Below are 25,544 nucleotides of genomic sequence, written 5' to 3' on the forward strand. Positions count from 1 at the left end.
AAAACCGGTTTGTTTGGCGATCCGTGCACAGATGCCACGCTCCTGCGGCAAAAAATGGCACGGATCCGCTCAAAGTGTCAGCTGACGGATGCGAATATAGCCATTGAGCGGCCCGGCCCATTGGCGTGACTGCCAGATGCGGCCGCTGCGAGATCCAACCCAGAAGTCATTCACGATATGCCCACTCTCGTTTTCGCAGTATTCCTGCAGATGCCGCGTGGGATAGGTAACCTCAACAATCTCCAGCGGTTTCGGGCCAAGATCGCGCACCACACAGGCAAATTCCAGCTGTTTGGATTCGTGATCCCCCAGGCGCAGATCAAAGCGGCGCGCGCCCTGCCCTTCGGGGCCTTTTGCCCCGCCAGAGCGCGCCAAAGTTGACGCCGACAGCAGATCGCCGCGCAAACCACGGGTGGCAATCAAAATCCCATCGCGCAGGGTGACAGTGACCTGATCCTCCGTCACCCAGGTGATCACTTCGCCCGGCCCGTCATCGCGGCGCACAATTTGAGGCTGCAGATAGGCAAAGATGTCGCTCTCTTCCAGCGTCACCTCGATATAGGGGCTGGTGACCGTATCCAGAAACGCCCGCGTCAGCGGTGGCCGGTCCTGTTTGGGCGCGCGCCGCAAGGCGATTTGTTCGCGAATGGTTGAGAGGATCTCAAGCTCCAGCGGCTTTTTTTCAGGCCCTTTGGCACAGGCCACCAGCGCCAGCAGCAGCGCAGCAGTTGGTATCAGGCGCATCATTCCCAGATCCTCGCTTTTTGATCCACCAGGCTTTTGCGGTGGCTGGTGCGGATCTGGCCATAGAGCCGGCCCGGCACCAATAGACGCGCGCCGCCATCACGCTGGGTGGGGCGAACGGTCAGGCCAAAGCTGTTGCGTGAGGGTTTGCCAAGCAGCCAGTCCAGCGGCATGGAAAAGCGAATGCCTTTGTCAAAGGAGCCTTCGCCAAACTCTTCGGCCGAGACATCGGTGAGGGTGAAAAACCCGCCCACGGACCAGCCATTGTTGAATTTCTTATCAACGCTGAAGGTGGCGCCCACGTCACCTGCGAGATAACGGCCCACATCCACCTGGGCCAGAAAGCCGCGCGGCGCCTCATAATAGGCCGAGGCATGGCCGGTGAACACGCTGTAGTCGCGAAATGAGAAGCGCTGATCAAAATCGCGCTGCTTTACATAGTTGCCTTCAACCCCCAGCGCGAGGCGGGAATTCACCGGCTTCCATAGGATTTCGCCGGACACACCGCCAAAATTGCTTTCGAGCAGGCCAAGGGTGGCGCGGGCATAGATATCATCCGCAGGCTTCCAGTTGCGCGCCACATAGAGGTTTTCCAATGTGGTATCAAACTGGGCATATTCCACCCCATCGGTGCGCACCCGTGGCAGCACCGAGTTTGAGGCGCGCCCATCAGCCACATTGCCCCAAAGCCGCTGGCGAATGGTGCCTGAAATCACCCAGCCCGGTGCCGGCGCATAGGTGGCGGAGAAGTCGAGCCCCAGATCGAGCCGGAACGGCAGGTCCGGGTCAAAATAGGAAGGTGACGCATAAGGCGAGATCGAGGTGGCAAACGAGGGATAGAGCTCATCTGACAGAATGGCGCTTTCTGGCAGCGGGCCTGCATTGTGAAAGCCTGTCACCGCAATCAGCGCATCCGTTGCATCGGGCGCATATTCCAGCGCTTCCAGATCACTGCGGCGGATTTCCGTGGTTGAGAGCCCCAGCCCGCGCCGCATGGGCACAATGCGGAAGGTTTCTACTGATGGCGGCAGGGTGCGGGCCATGGCGCGCGCCACCCTGCCCACCGCCAGGGTCTGCGAGCGGTAGCGGTTGTTGCGGAAACGCACTTCGGCGCTGGTGCCCCCCAGGTCCACGGTTTCCAGTATCAGACCATCCGCCTTAAGCGCATCCGCCAGAAGATCCCGGATCTGGGTTTGTTTCTTGCGGCTTTGTGCCCAGTCTTCGCTCCAATGGGCGGGCTCTGGCGCCCAGTCGGCGCGCGGAGCCACCGGAATCGGAGATGGGATGCGCAAGGGCTGGGTGGGTTGGCGTGGATTAAGCTGGATCTGCGCGCTCAGCCCCAGCTCGGAGCCATAAAGATAATAAGCCCCCAGACGCAGATTGGGGCTTTTTTGATATTCCAGACCAAAGTTCAGCGAGGATTTGCGCTCAAACACATCTGAGCGCACAGTCTCAAGCTCATAGGCATCCGAGGAATATTCCGCCTTGATGCCAAAGCGATCATTGAGCTGCCATTCAAGCCCGGCAAAAGGCGCAACATCACCGCGAAACCACTGATCTGTCGACAGTTCACCGCCGGTGTCGCCGCCGTCAAAGGCACCGCGGTTGCCAATGGTGCCAATCGCCCCATTGGAGCCCAGCCGCCCCCAGCCAAGACCCGCAGACAGTTTCAACCGCCCGTCCACACCACCAAGCCCCGGGGTGTCAAAGTTTTTGGTCGCCACGATATATTCAGAGGCGTAAATGCCGGTGCCTGCAAAATCCTGCAACCCCACCGTCAGCGCAGGCCGGTACCGGCCTTCTTTTAGCAGGCGCACGCGGACATCAAAGCCGCGGTCATAATAGGTTTCAAAGCCAAAAAGGTTCAGATCCTGAATGCCATTGTAGCGAAACGAGGCCGACAGCCAGGGCAGCGCCTGAAAGGTCAGATTATACCGGCTGGTGCCGCCAAAATAGGAATAGGTGGTGGCAAACTGGCCTTCGGGCAGGCTTTCGGCACTGGGCAGATCGATCAGACCGGGGGAGCCATAGAAGTTCAGGCTGGGCTGGGGGGGGCGGTCAAAATTGGGCGCCTCGGCCCGGGTTGAGATCTGGCCCTGCGCCTGCAGCGCGCCCGCCCAAAACAGCAGCAAAAGTGCACCTGCACTGTGTCTGAAACCACTCACTGTCTGCCCTGCCTTTTGACGTTATCTGCGCCCGCGCGCTTCTGCCGGGCTTTTTCTGCCTTAGATCATAAAAGCGCGCGTTGGATCAACTGTATGGATCTGTTCGGCGGTGAAATTCGCAGGGCGATCTCAGGCTGTTTTATTGCGCCCGCCAGCGCCGGGGTTATGAGTGCGCGCTTCTGCCCAGATCAATGCCATCGCCTTCGACCCAGCGGCCAATCAGCGCCCGGGCGCCGGCCTCATCATTGGCGGCCACCACCTGACGCAGGGCGCGCACAAAAGCGGCCACTTCGATTTCCGAAATCACCGCCTCATGGGCGCAGAAAATCTTGGGATGGGGCGTCAGCATCAGATCATCGGTCAGCGTCAGCTCTTCTTCCATTTTTTCGCCCGGTCTGAGGCCAATGATATCAATCGAAATATCACCTTCGGGATGGTCTTCATCGCGCACGCTGTAGCCTGCGCTTTCAATCACCTGACGCGCCAGCTGAATGATCGGCACCGGCTTGCCCATATCCAGTACAAAGACCTCACCGCCCTTGGCGTCGGCCCCGGCCGTCAGCACCAGCTGCACCGCTTCCTGGATGGTCATGAAAAAGCGGCGCACATTGGGATCGGTCACCGTCACCGGGCCACCGCGCGCCACCTGCTCCTGAAACAGCGGCACAACCGAGCCGGAAGAGCCCAGCACATTGCCAAAGCGCACCATAGTGTAAACCGTGCTTGTGCTGCGGCTGGCCAGATCCTGCAGCACCAGTTCGGCCATCCGTTTGGACGCGCCCATTACATTGGTGGGGCGCACCGCCTTGTCAGAGGAAATCAGAATAAAGCGTTCAACGCCAAAATCTCCGGCCGCGCGCGCCAATGTGCGGGTGCCAAAGACATTGTTGGCAAGCCCCGCCAGCGGGTTTGCTTCCACCAGCGGCACATGTTTATAGGCGGCCGCATGCAGCACCACTTCAATCTGGTGGCAGCGCAGCACCTCGCGCACCTGACGCGGATCGGTGACAGACCCCAGTACCGGCACCAGTTCGATCCCCTGGGCTTGTGCCTGGGCGCAAAGCTCCTGATGGATGGTATAAAGCGCAAGCTCCGAGAGCTCATAGAGCACCAGTTTCTGCGGCCGGCACGCCAGCACCTGACGGCAGAGTTCCGATCCAATGGAGCCACCAGCCCCCGACACCAGCACCACCTTGCCCCGATAGGCATCCGCAGAGAGCGGCACATCATGGGCGCGCCGACCCAGGAAGTTTTTCGGCGCAACCGGGGTGAGTTTTTCCACCAAAGCCTCGGTGCCAACGAGCTGGGCAAACGATGGCAGCGCCTGCACATCCAGTTTCAGCGCCTGCAGGCGCTGGATGATTTTGGCCTGTTTCGGCTGACTTTGGGACGGCATCGCCAGCAGCACCCGCGAGATCTGGCGGCTTTTCACCAGCTCTTCGATGCGGGCAGGCGCGTAGACCGGCATCCCCACCAGCGCCATGCCCTGCAGCGATTTATTGTCATCGACAAAGGCAACAGGATCAATCCAATTGTGGCTGCGCAAGGCCTGTGCCAGCTGGGTACCCGTGGCCCCCGCGCCATAGATCAGCACCCGACAGCGCGGTTCCGCCCGGCGGTAGATCGCATTGACCACCTGCAACAGCCAGGCGCGCACTGCCACCATGGCAATGAAATAGATCAGCGCAAACACCACAAAGGTGCCCAGAGCCACCTGCGGCCCAAAAATCCCCAGCGCCACCACCAACGCGGTTGTGGCCACCAGCGCCACCAGCACCGTCAGCCCAACCGCATGGCGTTCATAGGCATTGAGCTGCACCTGCGGCAGCCCCAGTTTGCGCGCCGCCAGCGCCACCAGCAGCAAAATATAGGGCAGAACCGGCAGGGCTTCAAAAAACAGTGGCCAGACAGAGCGTGCAGGCATCTGCAATGCCAAGGCCGCAAGCAGGGCTGCGGGCAGGAACATCAAATCGATGGCGAGGAAAATATAAGATTTTTGCGCCCGGGTCAGAGCGCTCAGCAATCGAAACATTCAACTCCGGTCCACCGATGTGGTGGCCTCTTTCTATGCCCAGCAATACCAGGCGCGCGTCACGGTTTTACAACAGCCCTGGCGCTGCAGGGATTAGCACTGTTCTTGCTGATCACAGAGATCCCAAAACAGCGTAAAGAAATTGAGGTTTCTGGCATTGCGATCAAATAATCAACATCATCCCGCAAAGTCGCAATCCTCCCCGGTCAACAAACAACTAAAAGTTGCGATTTGTATCAGGGCCTGTCAATGTCGAAATCTGAAATCGGGCCACATCCGGCTGGATTTGGCCGATGATCTGACAAAAATATCGCAACTGCTGAAAGGGTGATCAGCTGCGCCGCAGCAGATTGCCAATGGTCTGAAACACCAGATCAAAATCATACCGCATGCTTTGATGGCGCTGATAGATCAGATCCAGCCGCGCCTTTGCGGGCACGCAGGTGCGGGAATAGACCGCATTGGTCTGTTCAGAGTTTTTGCAGCGCTCCAGCAAGCGGGTTTCATGTTTGTGATAGACAATCGAGGCCAGCCCGGTGACCCCCGGGCGCGATTTCAGCACCTCATTGTAGATCTCGGGATAGGCCTCGACATATTGGCGCAAAGGTGGGCGTGGCCCCACAAAGGACAGATCACCCCGCAAGATGTTCCAGAGCTGGGGAAATTCATCCAGCCGTTTGGCCCGCAGCCAGGCGCCGGTTTTGGTGATGCGCGCCGCCTTGTCACCGCCAGAGACCCCGCTGTCTTCCTCCACCACGGTCATGGTACGCAGTTTCCACAGGTTAAACGGCTCAGTTGGGCTTTTCATGCGCTCGGCCACGTAAAACAGCGGGCGGCCTTCTTTCAGCAGCAGCCAGACCACCAAGAGCAACAGCACAGGTGCCAAAATCACGATCAGCAAGGTGACAAAAAACAGATCAAACAGCCGTTTGCTCCAGGTCATGAACTATCCCTCAATTCTAGGTCTGCATCTTATAGGGTAAAACTGCGCCCTTTGTGCCCTTATAGGGCAAACTACACCCCTGTGCCCTTATAGGGCCAAATGACGCCATTGTGCCACCAATGCCTGCACCTCAGCCGGAGCCACGGTGATATGTGCGTTCAGCAGGCTGAGGTCAAACGCCACTTCAGCAATGGCTGTGGGCGGGGCCGCGCGGGTGGTAAAGCTGAGATCTGCAGCACGCAACAGATCCCCCATTGCAATTGGGCCAGGCTGGGCCAGGTTCAACACCTCAGGCAGCTGCGCGCAATCAAGCAGATCCACCAGCGCCTGCGCCAGGGTTTTTACCCCGATATAGCTGCGCCGCGGGGTGGTGCCATCCGCAAACTGATCCAGGCAGAACCCCGGTTTCCAGCCGCCCAAAATCGCATCAAAGCCGGCCACATTGCCAATGCGCAAAATCACCAGTTCAACTCCACAGGCTGCGGCGCGCGCCTGCGCTTCCATCTCTGCTTTGGCGCGCCCGTAGTCATTCAGGGGCTGCAGCATCTGATCTTCGCGCAAAAGCCCGGCCTGGGCGCCGTAAACCGCCGCCGAAGAGGTCAGCACCACCCGGCGTGCGCCTGCGGCACGTGCTGCATCAATTGCCGCCAGCGCCAGCGCGCTATTGTCAGACAGCTGCCCCTGTACCACCCCGGCCAGACAGAGGATCTGGTCGCAGCCCTGGGCGGCTGCACAAAGCTGCTCGGGAGCGGCTAAAGGGGACAGGATGTGCCAGTTTTCCGCAGGCAGCGCCGCAGCTGGGCGCGCGCGCGCCTGCAGGGCAAACCGGCTGGGATCTGGCGCAAACTGGCGCAGCGCCCGGCCAATGCGCCCGTTGGCCCCCATGATCAGAACTGTCTCTTTGCCCATGTCGATATTGCCTGCGCCGATACTGCCTGTGTCGATACTGCGTCCCATTTGCCCCGCCCGCCAGGTGGTGCCGCGCTTTGTGTTGACGCATGTGCCACGCAGGTTATCTTGCCGCCAGCCGACTTAAGATTATTTTGACTGGATTCTCAATGCTTCGCATCCTGTCCGCCGCCCTTCTTGTGGGTGTGACGCTCCTGCCTTCCGCCTGCAGCCGCCTGCCAGGTGGAGCCCCGGCCAGCCGTGAAATATTGCGTGAATCCCAAGAGGCTGAGGCCGATTTTGCCCTTTATCCCGTCACCCGTGCCTTTTTGCCCAGCGTGGCGCAGTGGCCCGATGCGGGCACTGAAAACAGGCTCAACTGGATCAGTCACAGCCAGGGCGCCAAAAGCCAGATCATCCAGCCCGGCGATCTTTTGACCATGCAGATCTGGGACAGCAGCGAAAATTCGCTGCTGACCGCGCCACAGCAGAAAGTGGCGCAGCTGCAGGGGATGAAAGTGGCCGGTGATGGTACAATTTTCATGCCCTATGTGGGCAAGGTGCGCGTACGGGGCATGACCCCGGATCTGGCCCGCGAGCGGCTGCAACAAGCGCTTGAGGCCATTGTGCCGTCAGCGCAGCTGCAACTCAGCATGGCGGAAGGGCGCAACAACTCGGTGGATCTGGTGTCTGGTGTGGCGAGCCCAGGCACCTATCCGATGCCCGATCGCAACTACACGGTGATGGGGCTGATTTCCGCAGGGGGCGGCATTGGGCTGAACCTGAATAATCCGCAGATCCGTCTGGTGCGCGGCAGCCAGATCTATGGCACCTCGGTTGAGATGCTGCTCAATAATCCCAAACTGGATACCCGCCTGCGCGGCGGCGACCGGGTGTTTGTAGAAGAAGATGAGCGCTACTTCCTCTCCTTTGGCGCCACCGGCACCGAGGCGCTGCATACGTTCACCAAAGACGATATGTCAGCGATGGATGCTATTTCTGTGGCTGGCGGGCTGTCAGATCGCAGCGCCGATCCCCAGGGCATCCTGATTTTACGCGAATACCCCGATGCGGCCATTGCGCCGGGCCAGCGCGGCCCGCGTAAAAACCGGGTGGTGTTTACCCTGGATCTGACCACCGCAGATGGGCTGTTTTCTGCCCGCCAGTTTGAAATTGAGCCGCAGGATCTGGTGATGGCCACAGAATCCCCGATCAATGATGTGCTGACGATTTCGTCGATCTTTGGCAGCTTTGTTGGTGTCTTTAATACCGCCAGCAATATCGGCAATTGATCCGGGCCCACGGGCCGCTGGCTGCGCGTCTGAACGTTATCTGATTGACGTCTGATGGTGGCGTCTGGCCTGGCGCAAGCGGGGCTGACAGCCTTGTCTACGCCCCCCGTCACACACGCCCCGTCATGCGCCTTTGAAACGGCGCTCAGGGGGCCGGATCACCACCTTCGGTTATAAAGGCGCTGCCCCAGTCATCAGTCCAGTCACCGGTCCAGTCACCACCAGCCCATGTTTTGGCACCCTGCAGATAAAACACCTCTGTGCCCGCCTCAACTTCTGCCTCAGCCTGGGCAAGCTCGGCAATCACCTGCTGCAGATAGATCTCTGGCGCAAAGCTCATCCGTGGGCCAAAATCACCTGATGCAAAAACATGTTTGGACTGCAACCCGGCTTGATGCTGATCCAGCATCTGTTCCAGCCCGGCGAGCTTGTCATTGAGTTTGCGCACATCGGCCACGTAACGCTGGATATTGTTGCAGATCGCCCAGGTGCTGTCGCCGCTTTGGCTGCCCCAAAACCGGGTTCTAAAGGTGCCTGTCTCGGAGCTGGCGATCTTGAAGCTGCTGCGAAACTCATCCGATGACAGGTATCGATAGCACAGCTCACGCGCCTGGCGCACGTCTTGATCAGCTGCAAACAACAGCGAGGACTGGGCCTCGGCCGCTGGCTGATGCAGCCCATAGGGTAAGGCCTGCGGGGATATGGCATGGGTGGATACGGTTTCAATTTCTGAAAGCATGCTCAGATCCGCGCAGTCGGCGGTTTTGCAGCCCGCGTCTGGCAGCGGCTGCCCCGCCGGGGCAAACTGCGCGCTGAGAAATTCAACCGGCAACCCGGCGCGGGCAATCGGGACAGCGGTCTCAGACGCGCTGGTCTGATTGAGCCACTCCGATGGGCTGAGCGCGGGCTCTGCGGTTTGCGCGCGCTGCGATGGTGCAAGCCAGCTGTCGCGCGCGATATCGTGACGCCCTAGTTGCGCCAGCACGCTTTGTGCCTGCTCTAAACGCTGCTCTGACGGGGCGCGGCCCGCCTCATTGGGCCCATGTTCGAACCATAAAAAGCTGTGGCGCGTACCTGAATAATATTCAAATCCACCCACCGCGGTCTGCGCCACCCATACAAGCCCCAGCAATGAGGCCCCAAGCTGCAAGCCGGTTTTAAGATCCCGTCTTTGTTTGGATTTTCGTCTTTTGCGCTGTCTGCGGGCGGGATCAATGGGCATGCGGAACAAAACCAAATATAGGTTCAATATTTCTGCATTCTTATCCGGAGAGAATCTGAACAAAAGGTTAAAATCAACCAAGAGATGAAATCTTTGTGATAATTCACCCCTTGGTTAAATTTTAGCTGCTGCTGCCTAAAAGAGGCTCATCTGTGCTGCGGCAACAGGCTGTGTATCTGGCTGAGATGCTCTGGCAGGCAGCGGGTCAGGAAATCATAGTGCTCTACCACATGCGCCCGCGCATTCACCCCCAGATGGGCATGCTCTGCCGGATGCGTCAGCACTTCGGTGACCTGTTTGGCCAGCGCCTGTGGATCAAAGAAATCCACCAACAGCCCGGTTTTTCCGTGCTCAATCACCTCACGCACGGGGCCCACATCCGTGGCCACCATCGTGGCCCCCATCGACATTGCTTCAAGGCAGGACCAGCTCAAGACAAAGGGCATGGTCAGATAAAGATGACAGCGGCTGATCTGGATCACCTGCTGATAGGCCTCATAAGGCACCTGACCAAGAAAATGCACCCGGCTCCAATCCACCCGGTGGCCCAGCTCCGCTTCCATTTCACCGCGCAATCCGCCGGGGTGGCTGCTTTCGCGCCCATATGAGGCCCCATTGCCGCCAATCACCAGCACCCGCGCCTTGGGGCGCGCCTCTAAGATTTCCGGCAGCGCCCGCATGAACACATGGAAACCGCGGGTGCGTTCAAGGTTGCGCGCCATAAAGGTGAGGATTTCATCCTGACGTGTGAGCGGCTGATCCAGCCGCCCCAAAGACAGGTTCACATGGGGATCGGGGCGCAAAAGATCGGTGCGAATGCCATCATGGCAGCAGTAAAACTGATTATGAAAGCGTTTGGGGAAGCTTTCCATCTGCCAGCGGGTGGGCACATTGCCCAGATCCACCGCATCCAGATTGGCATTGGGAACCGCATTGCGGGCGCGCAGAAGAAACGGGCTGTGTTCGCTCGGTGGATCTTCGGGGTCAAAGCCCACCGGGCCGCCCGTGTTCAGATAGTAATATTCAAAGAACCCCAAGACCGGCACATCGGGGAAGATGTCTTTCATAAACAACAGCTCACCCCAGCCGGTATGGCCGAGGATGATATCCGGTTTAAACCCATCTTCGCGCGCCAGTTTGCGCGCAGCCTCTGCCGCGCCAAACCCTGCGCCTGTGGCCTCTTCCCAGACCTTCGAGAGCCCATAGGCATCCTCTGCCGGGCGGTGATGCGGTGCATATTGCACCGTTTTCACCCCTTTAAACTGTGGCGCAGGATGGCGCTGGGTCAGAAACACCAGCTGATGCTCCTTTTGTGCCGCCAGCCACCTGATCATTTCCCGATATTGGCCGGGCATGTTCTGGTGCACAAAAAGGATCTTCATGATTGAAATTACTCCATTAGTTTCGCCAAATAGGCGCCATAGCTGTTTTTCTTCAGCATCTCAGCACGTTCTGCAAGGGCGTCTTTGGAAATCCAGCCTTGTTCATAGGCGATCTCTTCCAGACAGCCGGTCTGCAGACCCTGACGTTCCTGCAAGGTACGGACAAAATTGCCCGCATCAAGCAGCGAGGCATGGGTGCCAGTATCCAGCCAGGCATAGCCACGGCCCATGGTTTCCACGCTGAGCTTGCCCTCATCGAGATAGGTCTGCAACAGATCGGTGATTTCCAGCTCACCACGCGGTGAGGGCTTCACGGCGCGGGCGCGTTCGGGCGCAGATCCATCAAGGAAATACAGCCCGGTGACCGCATAGTTTGATGGTGGCACTGGCGGTTTTTCAATAATTTCGCGCGCTTGGCCATCGGCATCAAAATCCACCACGCCGTAACGTTCGGGATCGGCCACGTGATAGCCAAACACGGTGCCACCGCTGTCTTTGGCATCAGCTGCCGCCAGCAGGTTGGGCAGACCGTGACCAAAGAAGATATTGTCACCCAGCACCAGCGCCGAAGGCGCGCCATCCAGAAACTCTTCGGCCAGGATAAACGCCTGCGCCAGCCCATCGGGGGAGGGCTGCTCCACATAGGTGAACTCAACACCCCATTGGCTGCCATCACCCAGGGTGCGTTTGAACTGGGCCTGGTCCTGCGGGGTGGTGATCACACAGATCTCGCGGATGCCCGCGAGCATCAGCACCGAAATCGGGTAATAGATCATCGGCTTGTCATAAATCGGCAGGAGCTGTTTGGAGACCCCCATGGTGATCGGATAAAGCCGTGTGCCGGAGCCGCCGGCCAGAATAATACCTTTGCGCTGTGTCGTCATGACGCTGCTCCCAAATCTTTCAAAATTTCACTGAGCCCCTGCTGCCAGCTGGGCTGAGAAATACCAAAAACATCTTCTGTGGCCTGACAGTTGAGCCGCGAATTCAACGGCCGCACTGCTGGGGTTGGATAGGCGGTTGTGGGGATGTCTTCCACGGCACAGTCTGTGCCGCTGATCTCAAAAATCGCGCGGGCAAAATCGGCCCAGCTGGCAAAAGGCGCCCCCTGAAAGTGATAGCTGCCAGATTTTTCGCCGTCTTGGCCGAGCTGATGGGCGATTTCCACACAGGCGGCGGCAATGTCACGGGCTGAGGTTGGTGCGCCGATCTGATCAGAGATAATGGTCAGCTTGTCGCGCTCTGCGCCGAGGCGCAGCATGGTTTTGACAAAGTTATGCCCATGCGCCGACACCACCCAGGAGGTGCGCAGGATCGCATATCGGCCACCACCCGCGCGCACGCCCTCTTCGCCGCGCAGCTTTGAACGCCCATAGGCATTCGGGGGCGCCACCGGATCATCGGTTTTCCAGGGGGTCTCACCAGTGCCGGAAAACACATAATCGGTTGAGATATGGACAAAGGGAATATCAAGTGCGGCGCAGGCCGCGGCCATCGCAGCGGGTGCATCGCCATTGATCTGGGTGGCCAGCTCTTCTTCTTCTTCGGCCTTATCCACGGCCGTGTAGGCCGCCGCATTGATCACCGCCGTTGGGGCCTGTGCACGAATAAGCGCGGCGCAGGCTGCGGGATCTGACAGATCCGCCTGATCGCGCCCCACGCAGGTGATGCCTGCATGAGCCGAAAGCTCCTGCGCCACCTGGCCTGTTTTGCCAAAAACCAAAATCATCACAAAGTTCCCCTGCTGGGTTTCAAAGAGCGGCCAGACATAAGGACGCGCAGCCGCATGCTGGGTTTTTCCACCAGATGCCAAGACAGAACCGCCAGCACCACACTCACCAGCAGGCTGAGGCAGGCATTGGCCATGGGCGTGGTCGCAAGCTCCAGCTGAACCAGCAGCTGCTGGATTGGAAAGGCGTAAATATAGATGCCGTAGGAGTAATCACCCAAGCGGTTATAGCCGCGCAGCTTGGCAGGTCCGGCATAGCCAAACCAGAACACCGTATAGGTCAACGCCAACGCAAACAGCATGGCAAACAGCGCGCTTTCATGGCCCAGCGTTGCCAGAACGGCCCCGTTCACCAGCCACATCGCGCCAGCCAGCGTGAGGCTCAGCGGCAGCTGATCCCGATAGACATATGCCGCCGCCCCTAATGCAAAGGGAAAGCCTAGCTTGATCAGGTGATGGATATAGAAAAACACCCCACGGGGCACGATCTGCGCCACATCCAGCCCAACCCGCAGCACCGCCAAAACCAGCACCAGCGCGGCGGTGATCCGCGGCGCGCGGAAGATGCCCAAAAGCCCGGCAAGCACCACTGCCCCGTAACAGAGCACGTCAAATTTCAACGTCCACAAGGATCCGTTGATCGCCCGCGGATAAGGCAAGGTTTCAAACAACCCCGGCATCGGCAGCTGTTTGGCAAACAGCAAAACAGTGGCCAGAATACGCTCTGGCAGCGCGCCCTGATAGGCCTCGGGCTGGGTGCTGACAAAGCCAAGCACCATCAGCGTGACACAGGCCATGATCAACAGCCCGGGAAAGATCCGCAGAATACGCGCCAGCAGAAAATCCAGCATGGATTTTTTGCGTTCAAAACTGGCGGTGATAAAAAAACCCGAGGTGGCAAAAAAGATCAACACACAGACATGGCCCAATGTCGCGCCAATCAGCCCACTCAGCGGTTCCGGCGTGCCTGGCCCCAATGTCAGCGGATAGGCGTGGGAAAAAATCACCCCACTGGCGGCAAACACCCGCAATAGGTTGAAATTGTTATCACGCCCCACGGCCAGTTGGCCCAGGGTTGGGGCGCCACGCAGGCTCATGCTTTGACCCCCAGACGTTCCCCAACACCGTGACGATCCTGCAGCGCGCGCCACCAGGTCTCATTGTTAAGATACCAGGCAACGGTTTTTTCCAGCCCTTCTTCTACCGTGACCGACGGCCGCCAGCCAAGTTCGGTGCGCAGGCGGCTGGGATCAATGGCATAGCGCGCATCATGGCCCGGACGATCACGCACAAAGGTGATCTGCTCTTTGTAGGACTGACCATCCGCGCGCGGACGTTTCTGATCGAGGATCTCACACAGCGTCTCAACCAGCTCAAGGTTGGTGCGCTCATTCTCGCCGCCAATGTTATAGGCGCGGCCGAGTTCACCCTTTTGCACCACCAACAAAAGCGCATCTGCGTGGTCTTCCACATAGAGCCAGTCGCGAATGTTGGAGCCATCGCCATAGATCGGCAGCTCCTTGCCTGCGAGCGCATTGAGGATCACAACAGGGATGAGCTTTTCCGGGAAATGGAAAGGGCCGTAGTTGTTGGAGCAATTGGTGAGCACCACCGGCAGACCGTAGGTTTCGCTCCACGCCCGCACCAGATGGTCCGAGCTGGCCTTAGAGGCGGAATAGGGCGAGCGCGGATCGTAAGATGTGTCTTCGGTGAACATCACCTCGGGATCTTTGGGCAGGCTGCCGTAAACCTCATCGGTGGAGATATGATGGAAACGGAAGCTTTCTGGCTTGCCTGCCTCCATCCAATATCTGCGCGCAGCCTCCAGCATATTATAGGTGCCAACGATATTGGTCTCGATAAAATCACCAGGGCCATCAATGGAGCGGTCCACATGGCTTTCGGCGGCGAGATGCATCACCGCATCGGGCTTATGGGCTGCAAACACCCGATCCAATGCGGCGCGGTCGCGAATATCGGCCTGCTCAAACGCGTAGTTGGGGCTGTCGGCCACGCTGGCCACATTTTCCAGACAGGCCGCATAGGTCAGCGCATCCACATTGATGACACTGTGACCGGCTGCAATCGCCTGGCGCACAACAGCAGATCCAATAAAGCCGGCCCCGCCGGTTACCAAAAGTTTCATCGTCTCATTATCCTTTATCCGCGCGCTCAGCTGTCCCAGGTGAAGGGGCTCTCAAATTCAGCCAGGCTCTGGGCCTTGGCGTCTTTTTCGGACAGGATCGGAGAGCCCTCAAAGCCCCAGTCGATGCCGCAGCTGTCCCAGCGCACCGCACCATCACACTCAGGCGCGTAATAATCGGTACATTTATAGATGATCTCGGTCATCGGCGCGCGGGTGATGAACCCGTGCAAAAACCCTGCAGGCACCAAAAGCTGGCGGCCGTTTTCTGCCGTGAGCTCAACCCCGACCCAATTGCCATAGGTGGGGGAGCCGCGGCGAATATCCACCGCCACATCATAAAGCGCGCCCTGACCGCAGCGCACCAGCTTGTCTTGTGCATGGGGCGGGGACTGGAAGTGCAGCCCGCGAATGGTGCCAACTTCTGCAGACATGGAGTGGTTGTCTTGCACAAATTCCAGATCGATCCCTGCGTCTTGCATCCGCTGTTTGTTCCAGCTTTCGCTAAAAAAACCACGGGCATCGCCAAAGCGCTGCGGGGTCAGGATCAAAACGCCAGGCAGCGCGGTCTGTTCAACCAACATAGTAACTCATCCAAATGGCCAATTGGGGCAAATTCCTCTTTTCCTTAGTCACTCCCCCCAGCTGTGGCCAGTGAATATTTCGCCCCATGCTCCCCCTGTGACTGCGGTGTGACTGCGGTGCGTTTTCCCTGTGCAAATGGATTCGGGGATTTCCGTTTCACCGGCCTAAAAAGAACCAATTTTTAATGATTCCCAGCGCAAGACAGCCCCTGTTCGCGACCGCAGACATATTTACAAAAACACCATGGAATTGATGCACAAAATTGTAGAAAAACCTTGATTGTTTCCACGAAAAAGGCTTCGCCCCAAGGCACGCTGCACAAAAGCTATGCTGCAGGCGCAAAATCGCGCTGAACACGCACTTTTGGGTAGGCAAGTTCCACGTTAGTTGATTAAAACTCGACGCATCTTTAGGGCAAATCAATTTCGAGGTCGGGGGGTGTTCGACCGCAAAGTGAATTGCATTGGGAGTAAATTGATAATGAGTGCCAGTAATATTCAAGACGTGCATGTGGTCGACCGGGCCCCTGCCATTACCAACCACCCGGTTTATGGTCTGTTTGGCAAGCGGGTGCTCGACATCCTCTTGGTTCTGATCGCAGCGCCGATTGTGCTGCCGGTTGTGATGATCCTGTCGCTTATGGTGGCGCTGGATGGTGGTAAACCGTTTTATACCCAAGCCCGCGTTGGTCGTGGTGGCAAGAGTTTTACCCTGTGGAAGCTGCGCTCCATGGTGCAGAACGCAGATAAGAAGCTCGAGGCTTATCTGGAAAAACATCCCGAAGCGCGCGCCGAGTGGGACGAGAAACAAAAGCTCGACAATGATCCCCGCATCACCCGTTTTGGTCAGCTGATCCGCAAGACCTCCCTGGATGAGCTACCGCAGTTCTGGAACGTGCTCACCGGCGATATGAGCCTGGTTGGCCCGCGCCCGATGATGCCCGATCAAAAACAATACTACCCGGGTCAGGATTACTACGCGCTGCGCCCCGGCATCACCGGCAGCTGGCAGGTCTCTGCCCGCAATGAAAGCACCTTTGCCGATCGCGCCCGCTATGACAGCAGCTACCGCCACGCGCTGTCGCTCAAAACCGATATCCGCCTGTTGGCCGCCACCGTCCGTGTGGTGCTGCGCGCAACCGGCCGGTAAATTTAAGCATGTAACCTTGGCTTAAAAGCACCTCAAACAAGGATATATGACCTTACACGCCAGCCGCTCGGGGCTGGCGTTTTTTATTGCACACAACATTACATCTTGCGGCATGTCATTATGGCAATATTCACTCGCGGCGAACTACGATCCTGCTGGATAGCCCCTCTAAGAAGCCACCCCGGCAGGCTCAAAACGCCACATCACGTACTGCCATAGCGCAACCTACGAATGGCAGACACATCGCCCAAGATACTCTGTTCAGTGACTTCTGATATTCAAAACACGCGCATAGTACAGACAGGTAAGATCAGATTTTCCCTGCCTGGAAATCAGATCGCATTTCTTCCAGCGCTGCATTCAGCCCATCTATCCGGTCTTTTCGCACGCTATCCTGACTAAGCTGCGGACGCACAGATTTCAGTTCTGTAAAATACTGCACCAGTTTAGCACGATGACGCCGGTTCCATGTCGAGAACATCGCTCCATCACGCAAATCTGCCAATTTCTCGAGCCCATAATTACGTGTGTTTCTTAGATGCTTCTTTACACGGTTTTTCGCGAAATAAATGGGCCCCGCCGATGTTGGCGGCGGCGGGGTTTGGCGTACATCAAATGTGTTTTGGGGCACATCAATCTGTTGCAGCGCATAATTGAGCCGTCGTGCTGAGCTGCGCTGCAATAGACAGTCCACATAATCTGACGGCGGCAAAGAGTATGGGCTGTACTCCAGCCCAAGTGAACCACACCAATCAAGCCATTTGAATTTAAGAATACGGCTAGGCGACACGACCGGCACCCAAGGAGTGCGATAATAATCAGCAATGATGGCCCCATGTAAGGATTCCACCAATGCCAACTCTGCATGGGCGATGTCGGAAAATACCCGCTCGCAATCCCACAATGGGTCAACGAGCTTAACATCCGCCTCCGAGCACACAGGGCTCCAATTGCCGAATTTGGCGCTCGTCCAATGAGGCACAAAAACAGTGCCTTTGCGCTCTGTTGGCAAAGTCGCGAATTTAGGAATCTGGTTGATCAACCAAGCCCCGTCTGTGATCGCAAGCGCAGGGTCCAGGCCCATCAAGTTCGCTGTCAACGGACCGCGGACGCAATATATTTTCCAATGACGTGCCTGTTCCACTTCTGGCAAGCTGCTATAGCCAGACCCGGTGCCAAAAATCACTTTACGCCCAGCCACCAAATCCAAGTTGCGCGACAGCAGAGATCCCACACCAATAAGGCGCACATCATCTTCACGCTCTAGCATTTCAGGGATCAGCGTCGGCCACAACCAGCTGTTCATGTGGTCACCAAAATTGGTGGACGTAGTATAATAAAACGGATCCATATCGACACAGTTCTTTAAAAATAGCCTCAGGAAATGACCCCAAAGCATCTGTAGTTACGCTCTATGCCGACAGGGCATTATGTTGCTGGCACAATTGAGGGAATTGTCACGCTGGTCAAGCCTAACCTGACAGCTCTCACATCATTATTGTCACACTGCAGCATTACGATAGCACTCTGGACCAGCCCCCCAAAACTGCCCTCGTCCTGATGGAGAGTTACTCAGCCTTTTGAAGAAGCAAACAGATGCGAAAGAGCCATTTTGCCGAGGCATCGATTATCCGGAATGATGTCATCTCGCAGCGTCAGGCCTACCATCTTGTCGGTGTCGACCCAAAGGCTGTTCGGCGTGACAGTCTGCCTGACAATCCTGAGATCCGCAGAAGCGCGCCAGCCATTTGAACAACCGGACATTTGAGCAATTTGACGGCTCCGCGCCCGGCCCGCTTGCCCAAACAGACCCGCAGAATCTCTCTTCTGTAGCAGGGAGCGCCAGAGGCAAGTCACTCTGCACTTCATAAAACCTGTTTTAGTTGCCGATGGCGTATTCCAAAGGTGGCAAAGTGCCCCCAGACTGTTGTAAACAGTCCCCAACATATTACGATTTAACTACGATTAAAAATGAAGGCAACCTGATGTCCGCCACCTCCGATCCGCTTAAAATTGTGGTGATTGCCCCCTCTTTAGATGGCAATGATCTAAGTGAGCCTGAATGGGCCTACCGCTGGGTCGAAGCTCTGTCGCGTCGGGCAGATGTCACCTGTCTGGCCTCTTCGCGTGTGGGGGCCGTCCCACTGGAAGAACAATTGCCCGAAGCACGGGTGGTCACCTGGCCTGAAATCCCGCTTCTGTATCAAAAGCTCGAACGCTTCAATGCAATGGCAAAACCGGGGCTACCGCTGTTTCACGCCCAGGCGCGGCGCTGGATCAAAGCGGCGCAGAAACGTGGTGAGCAGTTTGACATCGGCCATCAGATCCTGCCGCAGGGCATGCGCCATACCACCCCGCTGCGCGGGCTGGGCTTTCCATATCTTGTGGGACCGTTGGGCGGCGGGTTGAAAACCCCGCCCGGAATGGCCGAAGAAGTGCAGACCACAGCCACGATGGCGTCTCGGCTGCGCGAAATTGATGATTTTCGTCTGCGACATGACCGGGGTCTGCGCGCAGGTTATGCTGGAGCCGATCTGGTTCTGGGCGTGGCTCCTTATGTGGAAGAGCGGCTGAAACCCGTGGGCATTCAGCGCTTTTATGCCCTGCCGGAACGGGGCTATGGCGAATTTGCGCCGGAACAGGAGCGCCAGCGCGAAGTTGGTCGGCTCAAGCTGTTCCACGCCGGGCGCACCATCCGCACCAAAGGGCTGCGCGATGCGGTCCGCGCCATGGCGCATCTGCGCGATCTGCCCAATGTCACCCTGACCAGCGCAGGCACAGGCGAAGATCTGGAGGCCTGCAAGGCCGAAGCCGAAAAACTGGGCGTCGCCGATCGAATCACATTTTTGGGCAAGATCTCACGGGCCGAAGTCGAAGAGTATTATGCCCAATCCGATGTGTTCTGCTTCCCCAGCTTCCGCGAACCCATGGGGGGCGTTTTCTTTGAAGCCATGGCCCATGGGCTGCCAATCGTCACTGCGGCCTATGGTGGACCGGACTTCCTAGTGGATGACGGCGCAGGCATCCGCGTCCCCGTCACCACCCCGGATGAATTTGCCAAAGGCGTCGCCGATGCGGTGCGCAAACTGGCATTGGATCCGGATCTGCGCCTGCAGATGGGGCAAGGCTCGCGGGAACGGTTACGTTCCTTTGGCAGCTGGGACGACAAGGCAGAGCTGATGCTCGAGTTTTACCACGATATTCTGGAGCGCCGCACGGCCTCCAAAAGCGCCTGAGGAGCTGGCAATGAGTGATCATCATCCTACATCTCAGCCCAACGTCGCCACGGAAGAGGCGCGCCCGGATCTGTCGATTGTGATTATCGAATGGAATACCATTGATCTACTACGTGACTGTCTAGCCTCAGTTTTTGCCAATCAAGGCGGGCTGAAAATCGAAGTGATTGTGGTCGACAATGACAGCCATGATGGCTCTCCTGATATGGTAGAAAGCGAGTTCCCAGAGGTCATCCAGATCCGCAACGCGGACAATCGCGGCTTTGCCGCGGCCAACAATCAGGGGTTTGACATTTGCACTGGACGTCATGTGCTGCTGCTAAACTCTGACACCTATGTGATCGGAGATGTGCTGGCGGCATCTGTGCGGTATCTCGACCAACACTCAGATGTAGGGGCCATGGGCTGCAGGGTTCTCAATCCAGATAAAACCATGCAAGCGACCTGCTCCATGTGGCCACGTCTTCTGGATCTATTTTTCATGTCTTCCGGCCTATGGAAGCTGAAACACCCCCGCTTCTTCGGCCGCTACCAGATGACCAATTGGCAACGCGACAATGAACGACCGGTGGAAGTGATCTCTGGCTGTTACCTGATGCTACGTCAGGAAGTACTGCAACAGGTGGGGCAACTGGATGAAGACTTCTTCTTTTTTGGGGAAGAAACCGATTGGTGCAAACGCATCAATACTGCGGGATGGAAGCTGATGTTTGCGCCAGTAGGCGAGATCGTCCACTATGGCTCGGCTTCAGCACGCAAACTCAATCACAAGCGTGATCTGATGCTGACAGATGCGACGATCCGGTTACACCGTAAACATAGCGGTGTTCTTGCTGCCCGAGTAGCCTGGATGATCTTATTTGGCTTTAACCTGTCGCGCGCCGCGTTCTGGAGTCTGCGCAGCCTGACGGCAGGTGGCAGTGCCAGCCCCCGCGCAACACATTTCCGAAATGTGGTGAAAGGTATGCTCTAAGCAGTGGTGTGTCTGGCTGGGAGCAACATGATCGGTGCCCCACCAGATGCCCTTTTCAGCATGTCTAGCGCTGATCCGCGACAGGGCTGTGGCTTGGCGGCTGGCTTAGGGCTTGCCCACGGCCAGAACAGGCTCAGCAGTGTCATAGGAACGCAGGCGGCTGGGCCCTGCACGGTGCTGTGAACGGGGCTGTGTGCGGCGCTGTTTGATCTGGCTGTCGTAGACAATTGCCACAATCATCCCGGCAATCGCCAGCGGCCACATCAGGCAGAGCATCATGGCACCCAGGCGCCAGAGCCGTGCAAAAGGAGAGCTGGATGGTGACTGACCGCGCGCCTCGCGCCAGGTCATATAAAGAAAGAGCGTCGCAATCGCCCCATAACACAGGATTGCAATACTTTGCCCTACACTCAAACCGTCCATGTCGTCCCGCTCCTGCTTTCTGCATGCAGCCTCGACTAAAAGTGTAAAAAATGGCTTAAAATGGGTCAAACTGCGGAGCAATTATGAAACCAGACCGGCGTGAAGTCGCCGAGGCGGTTTTTAGCACTGATAGTAGCTGCGATACCAATCGACAAAACGCGCCACCCCCAGATTGAGGCTGGTGTGCTGCTGCGCCCCCGTCAGCGCTTCGAGCAATGTGGTATCGGCCCAGGTTGCGGGCAGATCGCCCGCTTGCATCGGCAACAGATTCTGGATCGCCGCCTTCCCGGTGGCCGCTTCAATGGCTGCAATGAAATCTGTCAGCTGTACCGGTTTGGAATTGCCCAGGTTCACAATGCGCCAGGGGGCCACCGGTGACAGGCTATCTTGCGCACCAACCGCGCCCAAAGGCACCGCCCCAATCAGCGCTTTGATCGCGGCCACCAGATCATCGATATAGGTGAAATCACGCTTCATATCGCCGTGATTGTACACATCAATCGGCTGGCCTGCCAAAATCGCCTTGGTGAATTTGAACAGCGCCATATCCGGCCGACCCCAGGGGCCATAGACGGTGAAAAACCGGAACATGGTGATCGGCAGCCCATAAAGATGCGCATAGGAATGCGCCATGGCTTCGCCTGCTTTTTTGGTCGCCGCATAAAACGACAGCGGATGATCCGAGGCGGCCATTTCCCCATAAGGCATCTGGGTGTTGGCGCCATAAGCAGACGAGCTTGACGCCAAAAGCATATGCGCGGGCGGATAGGCGCGCGCCGCTTCCAAAAGCTCAAACGTGCCAGATATATTGCTGTCGAGATAGGCGCGCGGATTATCAATCGAATAGCGCACGCCGGCCTGGGCCGCGAGATGGATCACCACGTCAAAGCGATGTTGCTGAAACAGATCCTGCAACAGGCCCGGCGTTTCCACCGCCCCTTCGACAAAATCAAAATCGCCCTGCAAAAGTTTAAGCCGCGCGTGTTTCAGCGCCACATCATAATAGTCGCTGAGACAATCCAGCCCCACCACGCGGTAGCCTGCATCCAGCAGCATCTGACAGCAGTGATAGCCAATAAACCCCGCCGCCCCGGTGACCAGAGCAGTTTTACGGGCTGTCCCTGTTGCGCAATCAGGTGTGGCTGAGGTCATCGTGGCATATCCTTCACAGACGTGCGCTGCTTGAACACTGCCCCAGCCGCAAAGGCAAGCCCCAGAGGGGCCTGCCACATGGATCATCAGCGGATCATTGGGCAGATCTCCCGCCCAATCAGAGCCTAAAAGGGCCTATTTGCGGGCGTAGACATCTTCATAGCGGATGATGTCATCTTCGCCCAGATAGCTGCCGGTCTGCACCTCAATGAGCACCATTGGCACTTTTCCGGGGTTTTCCATCCGATGCACCGCACCCAATGGAATATAGACCGATTGGTTTTCGGTGACGAGTTTTACATCCTCATCCACGGTCACTTTTGCGGTACCTTCCACCACAATCCAATGTTCCGAGCGGTGGTGATGGCTCTGCAAGGAAAGCGCCGCGCCTGGATGCACATGGATGCGTTTCACCTGAAAGCGTTCACCAATGGCCAGGCTTTCAAACCAGCCCCAGGGGCGGTGGTCCTTGGGCAGTTGCACCGCCTGTTTGGCGGATTTTTCTTTCAGCGCCGCAACCGCTTTTTTCACATCCTGCGCGCGATTTGCATCCGCCACCAGCACCGCATCGGGCATGGCCACGGTGATAATATCCTTCAGCCCGATGCCCACCACTTCGAGGCCTGCATCTTCCGAGCGCAGCAGGCTGTTTTCACACTCAATTGCGGTGGCATTGTCAGAGGTGACAACCCCATTTTCATCCGGGGTGCTTTCGCGCCAAACCGCATCCCAGCCGCCCAGATCAGACCAGCCCGCCGCAAAGGGCACCACGGTCAGATTGTCGGCCCGCTCCATCACCGCGTAATCAATCGAGATGTCTTCCGCGCCGGCCCAGGCCGCGGGATCCAGGCGCAAAAAGCCCAGATCCACCTGACCCTGATCAACCGCTGCCGAAACCGGGGGCACCAGATCCGGCGCGTGGTTGCGAAACGCCTGCAAAATGGTTTTGACGGAAAACAGGAAAATGCCCGCGTTCCACAGATATTGCCCCGAGGCGAGCATCTTTTGCGCGCTGTCCAGGTCGGGCTTTTCCACAAAGCGTTTCAGCGCAATGGGTTTGGGGGCAAAATCACCGGGATCGCCATCAAGCTCAAGATAACCATAGCCGGTTTCCGCATGGGTTGGTTTGATGCCAAAGGTCACCAGCTGACCTGCGCGCGCACGCTCTTCGCCGGCCGCGACTGCGGCGCGAAACGCGTCTGGGTCGGGCACCACGTGATCAGAAGGGGCCACCAGCATCAGCCCATCAGGGTTGGTTTTTTCCAGCCACAGCGCCGCCGCCAGCACCGCAGGCGCGGTATTGCGCCCCTCGGGCTCAATCAGGATGGCACCGGGATCAATCCCCACCTGCTGCAGCTGTTCCGTCACAATAAAGCGGAAATCAGAATTGGTCAGCACCAGCGGCGCGCCATAGCCCGCACCACTCAGGCGCTGGCTTGAAGCCTGAAACAGGGTGGTTTCGCCAATGAGCGGCACAAATTGCTTGGGGTAGCTTTTGCGCGACAAAGGCCAAAGCCGGGTGCCAGAGCCGCCACACAGGAGAACGGGGGTAATCATTGCAACATCAAATCCTTATGCCAGACCGGTAAATATAAAACCCTGTAAGAATTGTTGTTGCGGCTTTGACATCACGGGTCAAGACCAAAGCCCACGGCCATCCTTTTACAAGGGCACAGACCGCCCCCTGCCAGCCATTCCACAACCTATGGCTTTTTTGTCTCGAATTTTTCTCGCTGATTTTTCACCAAATACGTAGCTGTTGTAACTGCCGCAGTTTATCCAGAACGTGCCAGTATTTACCAGCCTGCCAGGATCTAAACGACGCACCCTATAGTCTCCGCGACCAAGAGGATTTCACATGCCAACCTATTCTGATTACCGCTCTTTGATGGCCGATGGCGACCGCTCCTGGCACGATGGCAATGCAACGATCCGCTATGATTATATCACCAGCAGCACGGTGCCCGGATATTATCGCGACGGCTTCGGCTATGAGGTCGATAATACGTTTTTCAGCCGCGCCTCTGATCTCAGCATGGATGGGCGCCAGCGTGCCATGATGGAACAGGCGGTGGCGCGCTGGGATGAGGTGGCCAATATCAACCTTGTGCGCGGGGGCGGCAGCCGGGCCGATATTGCCATTGGCAGTGCGGATTTTGGCAATGATGGTCTTTATGGGTTTGCCTATTACCCCAGTGAATTTGCGCTGGGAAACTATCCAAGCTTCAGCGGCGACGTCTGGATCAACAACGGCTTTGACCAGCAATATATTCCCGGGGTTGGGCCAATCCACGGCCACTCCAGCTGGTACACCTATATTCATGAGCTGGGCCACGCGCTGGGGCTGAGCCACCCCAATGATGATCCCAATGATCCGGACAGCAGCTCCAAATACACGGTGATGTCTTATCTGGAGCACCCGTCGCAGACGCATGAATCCTATGATGATGGCGGCTGGCCGGTGACCCCGATGGTCTGGGACATTCAGGCGATACAGGCGCTTTATGGCGTCAATACCGAAACCCGCAGTGACGCAACCGTCTATGTGGGAACAGGGGCCGGTTTTGACAGCGCAGCCGAGCGCGCGTTTCAATATGACGATATGCAGGTCACCGGCGAAGACGGGCAGGCGCGCGATGCCATTTTCACCATCTGGGATGCAGGTGGGACTGATCTGATTGATGGCTCAGCCATGCATGATGACGCGCACATTGATCTGCATCCGGGCGCGTATTCCTCATTGGGAGGGGGCGAAGACAATCTGGCCGTGGCGGCGGCCGTGCATGCCGAAGGCCGGGTGATCAATCTGGTGGAAAACGCCTGGGGTGGGCGCGGCAATGATGTGATACATGGCAATGGCACCCACAACGCGCTGCACGGCAACCGCGGCAACGATCAGATCTTCGGCTATATCGGTGATGACCAGCTGCACGGTGGCGGTGGCGCGGATCGGCTGCACGGCCAGCATGGTGATGATCAGCTGCTTGGAAACTACGGGCCGGATCGGCTGTTCGGCAACGAAGGCAATGACCGCCTGTTTGGCCATCATGGCAATGATCTTTTACGCGGCCAGGACGGGGCGGACCGGCTGTTTGGCGGCGAGCGTCACGACCGGCTGTTTGGCGGCCGTGGCAATGACAAGCTGGCAGGAGGAGGTGGCAACGACCAGCTCACAGGGGGGCAGGATGCGGATGTCTTCCTCTTTTCACGCGGGGCTGACCGGGTGTTGGATTTTGATGCCAGCGAAGGCGATCAGATCAGCCTCATCCGCACGCAGGGCATCACGGGTTTTCAGGATCTGACCCGTACCCATCTGCGCAACACCACTGACGGGGTGCTGATCGAAGATGCGCGCGGCGACAGCCTGCTGCTGTTGGCTGTGAACGCAGAGGACCTCAGCGCCGACCACTTCATCTTCTGATCACGGGACTGTCCCCCATGGTCCCAAACCGGCGTGTCATGGCTGGTATCAAACCTGTGAAGACC

General features: G+C 57.7%; 21 protein-coding genes. 5 read left to right on the forward strand and 16 right to left on the reverse strand.

Annotated features, from left to right (window positions below):
* Window positions 1-69: 69 nt before the first annotated feature.
* The 5 genes from GG681_RS15960 to GG681_RS15980 form a co-directional block, all read right to left on the reverse strand.
* On the reverse strand, window positions 70-747 hold the full coding sequence (locus GG681_RS15960) for a YjbF family lipoprotein (RefSeq protein ID WP_153549035.1): 678 nt from the start codon (window positions 745-747) through the stop codon (window positions 70-72).
* Window positions 744-2,909 carry a YjbH domain-containing protein gene (locus tag GG681_RS15965; protein ID WP_328593422.1) on the reverse strand — a complete coding sequence of 722 codons (2,166 nt, stop codon included), beginning with the start codon at window positions 2,907-2,909 and terminating at the stop codon, window positions 744-746. Before GG681_RS15965 ends, GG681_RS15960 begins: the two co-directional genes overlap by 4 nt.
* 163 nt (window positions 2,910-3,072) lie before the next feature.
* Window positions 3,073-4,941 (reverse strand): polysaccharide biosynthesis protein, encoded by a 1,869-nt coding sequence (locus GG681_RS15970; RefSeq protein ID WP_153549036.1) that lies wholly within the window; start codon window positions 4,939-4,941, stop codon window positions 3,073-3,075.
* A 331-nt stretch (window positions 4,942-5,272) separates the two neighbouring features.
* Window positions 5,273-5,884: a sugar transferase gene (locus GG681_RS15975; protein WP_153549037.1), complete on the reverse strand. Its 612-nt coding sequence runs from the start codon at window positions 5,882-5,884 to the stop codon at window positions 5,273-5,275.
* A gap of 87 nt (window positions 5,885-5,971) precedes the next feature.
* Window positions 5,972-6,841: an NAD-dependent epimerase/dehydratase family protein gene (locus GG681_RS15980; RefSeq protein WP_235900020.1), complete on the reverse strand. Its 870-nt coding sequence runs from the start codon at window positions 6,839-6,841 to the stop codon at window positions 5,972-5,974.
* 101 nt (window positions 6,842-6,942) lie between these two features.
* On the opposite strand from GG681_RS15980, the gene GG681_RS15985 reads away from it, so the two are divergent.
* The gene (locus tag GG681_RS15985) at window positions 6,943-8,064 is read left to right on the forward strand and encodes a polysaccharide biosynthesis/export family protein (RefSeq protein WP_153549038.1); all 1,122 of its coding nucleotides are present in this window, start codon (window positions 6,943-6,945) and stop codon (window positions 8,062-8,064) included.
* A 145-nt stretch (window positions 8,065-8,209) separates the two neighbouring features.
* Here GG681_RS15985 and GG681_RS15990 read toward each other — a convergent pair whose 3' ends face one another.
* The 7 genes from GG681_RS15990 to rfbC form a co-directional block, all read right to left on the reverse strand.
* Window positions 8,210-9,286, reverse strand: coding sequence for a hypothetical protein (locus tag GG681_RS15990; RefSeq protein ID WP_153549039.1), 1,077 nt, complete (start codon window positions 9,284-9,286; stop codon window positions 8,210-8,212).
* Between the two features lie 146 nt (window positions 9,287-9,432).
* A complete protein-coding gene (locus GG681_RS15995) occupies window positions 9,433-10,668 on the reverse strand; it encodes a glycosyltransferase family 4 protein (RefSeq protein ID WP_153549040.1) in 1,236 nt (411 codons plus the stop codon).
* A gap of 8 nt (window positions 10,669-10,676) precedes the next feature.
* Window positions 10,677-11,552 carry a glucose-1-phosphate thymidylyltransferase RfbA gene (rfbA, locus tag GG681_RS16000; protein WP_153549041.1) on the reverse strand — a complete coding sequence of 292 codons (876 nt, stop codon included), beginning with the start codon at window positions 11,550-11,552 and terminating at the stop codon, window positions 10,677-10,679.
* A complete protein-coding gene (rfbD, locus tag GG681_RS16005) occupies window positions 11,549-12,397 on the reverse strand; it encodes a dTDP-4-dehydrorhamnose reductase (RefSeq protein ID WP_153549042.1) in 849 nt (282 codons plus the stop codon). Before rfbD ends, rfbA begins: the two co-directional genes overlap by 4 nt.
* Window positions 12,397-13,494: an acyltransferase family protein gene (locus tag GG681_RS16010; protein WP_153549043.1), complete on the reverse strand. Its 1,098-nt coding sequence runs from the start codon at window positions 13,492-13,494 to the stop codon at window positions 12,397-12,399. Before GG681_RS16010 ends, rfbD begins: the two co-directional genes overlap by 1 nt.
* Window positions 13,491-14,543 carry a dTDP-glucose 4,6-dehydratase gene (gene rfbB / locus GG681_RS16015; RefSeq protein WP_153549044.1) on the reverse strand — a complete coding sequence of 351 codons (1,053 nt, stop codon included), beginning with the start codon at window positions 14,541-14,543 and terminating at the stop codon, window positions 13,491-13,493. Before rfbB ends, GG681_RS16010 begins: the two co-directional genes overlap by 4 nt.
* Before the next feature lie 26 nt (window positions 14,544-14,569).
* Window positions 14,570-15,124: a dTDP-4-dehydrorhamnose 3,5-epimerase gene (gene rfbC, locus GG681_RS16020; RefSeq protein ID WP_153549045.1), complete on the reverse strand. Its 555-nt coding sequence runs from the start codon at window positions 15,122-15,124 to the stop codon at window positions 14,570-14,572.
* A gap of 481 nt (window positions 15,125-15,605) precedes the next feature.
* On the opposite strand from rfbC, the gene GG681_RS16025 reads away from it, so the two are divergent.
* Complete coding sequence (locus tag GG681_RS16025; protein ID WP_153549046.1) at window positions 15,606-16,274, forward strand: sugar transferase; 669 nt, start codon at window positions 15,606-15,608, stop codon at window positions 16,272-16,274.
* A 310-nt stretch (window positions 16,275-16,584) separates the two neighbouring features.
* On the opposite strand, the gene GG681_RS16030 is transcribed toward GG681_RS16025, so the two are convergent.
* Window positions 16,585-17,625, reverse strand: coding sequence for a polysaccharide pyruvyl transferase family protein (locus tag GG681_RS16030; protein ID WP_235900022.1), 1,041 nt, complete (start codon window positions 17,623-17,625; stop codon window positions 16,585-16,587).
* A 634-nt stretch (window positions 17,626-18,259) separates the two neighbouring features.
* Here GG681_RS16030 and GG681_RS16040 point away from each other — a divergent pair.
* Together GG681_RS16040 and GG681_RS16045 are read left to right on the forward strand one after the other, a co-directional pair.
* Window positions 18,260-19,510, forward strand: a complete 1,251-nt coding sequence (locus GG681_RS16040; protein ID WP_153549049.1) for a glycosyltransferase family 4 protein — start codon at window positions 18,260-18,262, stop codon at window positions 19,508-19,510.
* A gap of 10 nt (window positions 19,511-19,520) precedes the next feature.
* The gene (locus GG681_RS16045) at window positions 19,521-20,483 is read left to right on the forward strand and encodes a glycosyltransferase family 2 protein (RefSeq protein WP_153549050.1); all 963 of its coding nucleotides are present in this window, start codon (window positions 19,521-19,523) and stop codon (window positions 20,481-20,483) included.
* Between the two features lie 105 nt (window positions 20,484-20,588).
* On the opposite strand, the gene GG681_RS16050 is transcribed toward GG681_RS16045, so the two are convergent.
* From GG681_RS16050 to GG681_RS16060, 3 genes are all read right to left on the reverse strand, one after another.
* Window positions 20,589-20,906 (reverse strand): hypothetical protein, encoded by a 318-nt coding sequence (locus GG681_RS16050; RefSeq protein ID WP_153549051.1) that lies wholly within the window; start codon window positions 20,904-20,906, stop codon window positions 20,589-20,591.
* 120 nt (window positions 20,907-21,026) lie between these two features.
* Complete coding sequence (locus tag GG681_RS16055; RefSeq protein WP_153549052.1) at window positions 21,027-22,058, reverse strand: SDR family NAD(P)-dependent oxidoreductase; 1,032 nt, start codon at window positions 22,056-22,058, stop codon at window positions 21,027-21,029.
* A gap of 135 nt (window positions 22,059-22,193) precedes the next feature.
* Complete coding sequence (locus tag GG681_RS16060; protein WP_153549053.1) at window positions 22,194-23,615, reverse strand: mannose-1-phosphate guanylyltransferase/mannose-6-phosphate isomerase; 1,422 nt, start codon at window positions 23,613-23,615, stop codon at window positions 22,194-22,196.
* 301 nt (window positions 23,616-23,916) lie between these two features.
* Between GG681_RS16060 and GG681_RS16065 the strand changes: the two genes are divergently transcribed.
* Entirely contained in the window at window positions 23,917-25,479 is a 1,563-nt protein-coding gene (locus tag GG681_RS16065) for a M10 family metallopeptidase (protein WP_153549054.1), read from the forward strand.
* The last annotated feature ends 65 nt before the right edge of the window (window positions 25,480-25,544 follow it).

It is taken from the genome of Tritonibacter aquimaris (genome assembly GCF_009617595.1).
GTDB lineage: Bacteria > Pseudomonadota > Alphaproteobacteria > Rhodobacterales > Rhodobacteraceae > Epibacterium > Epibacterium aquimaris.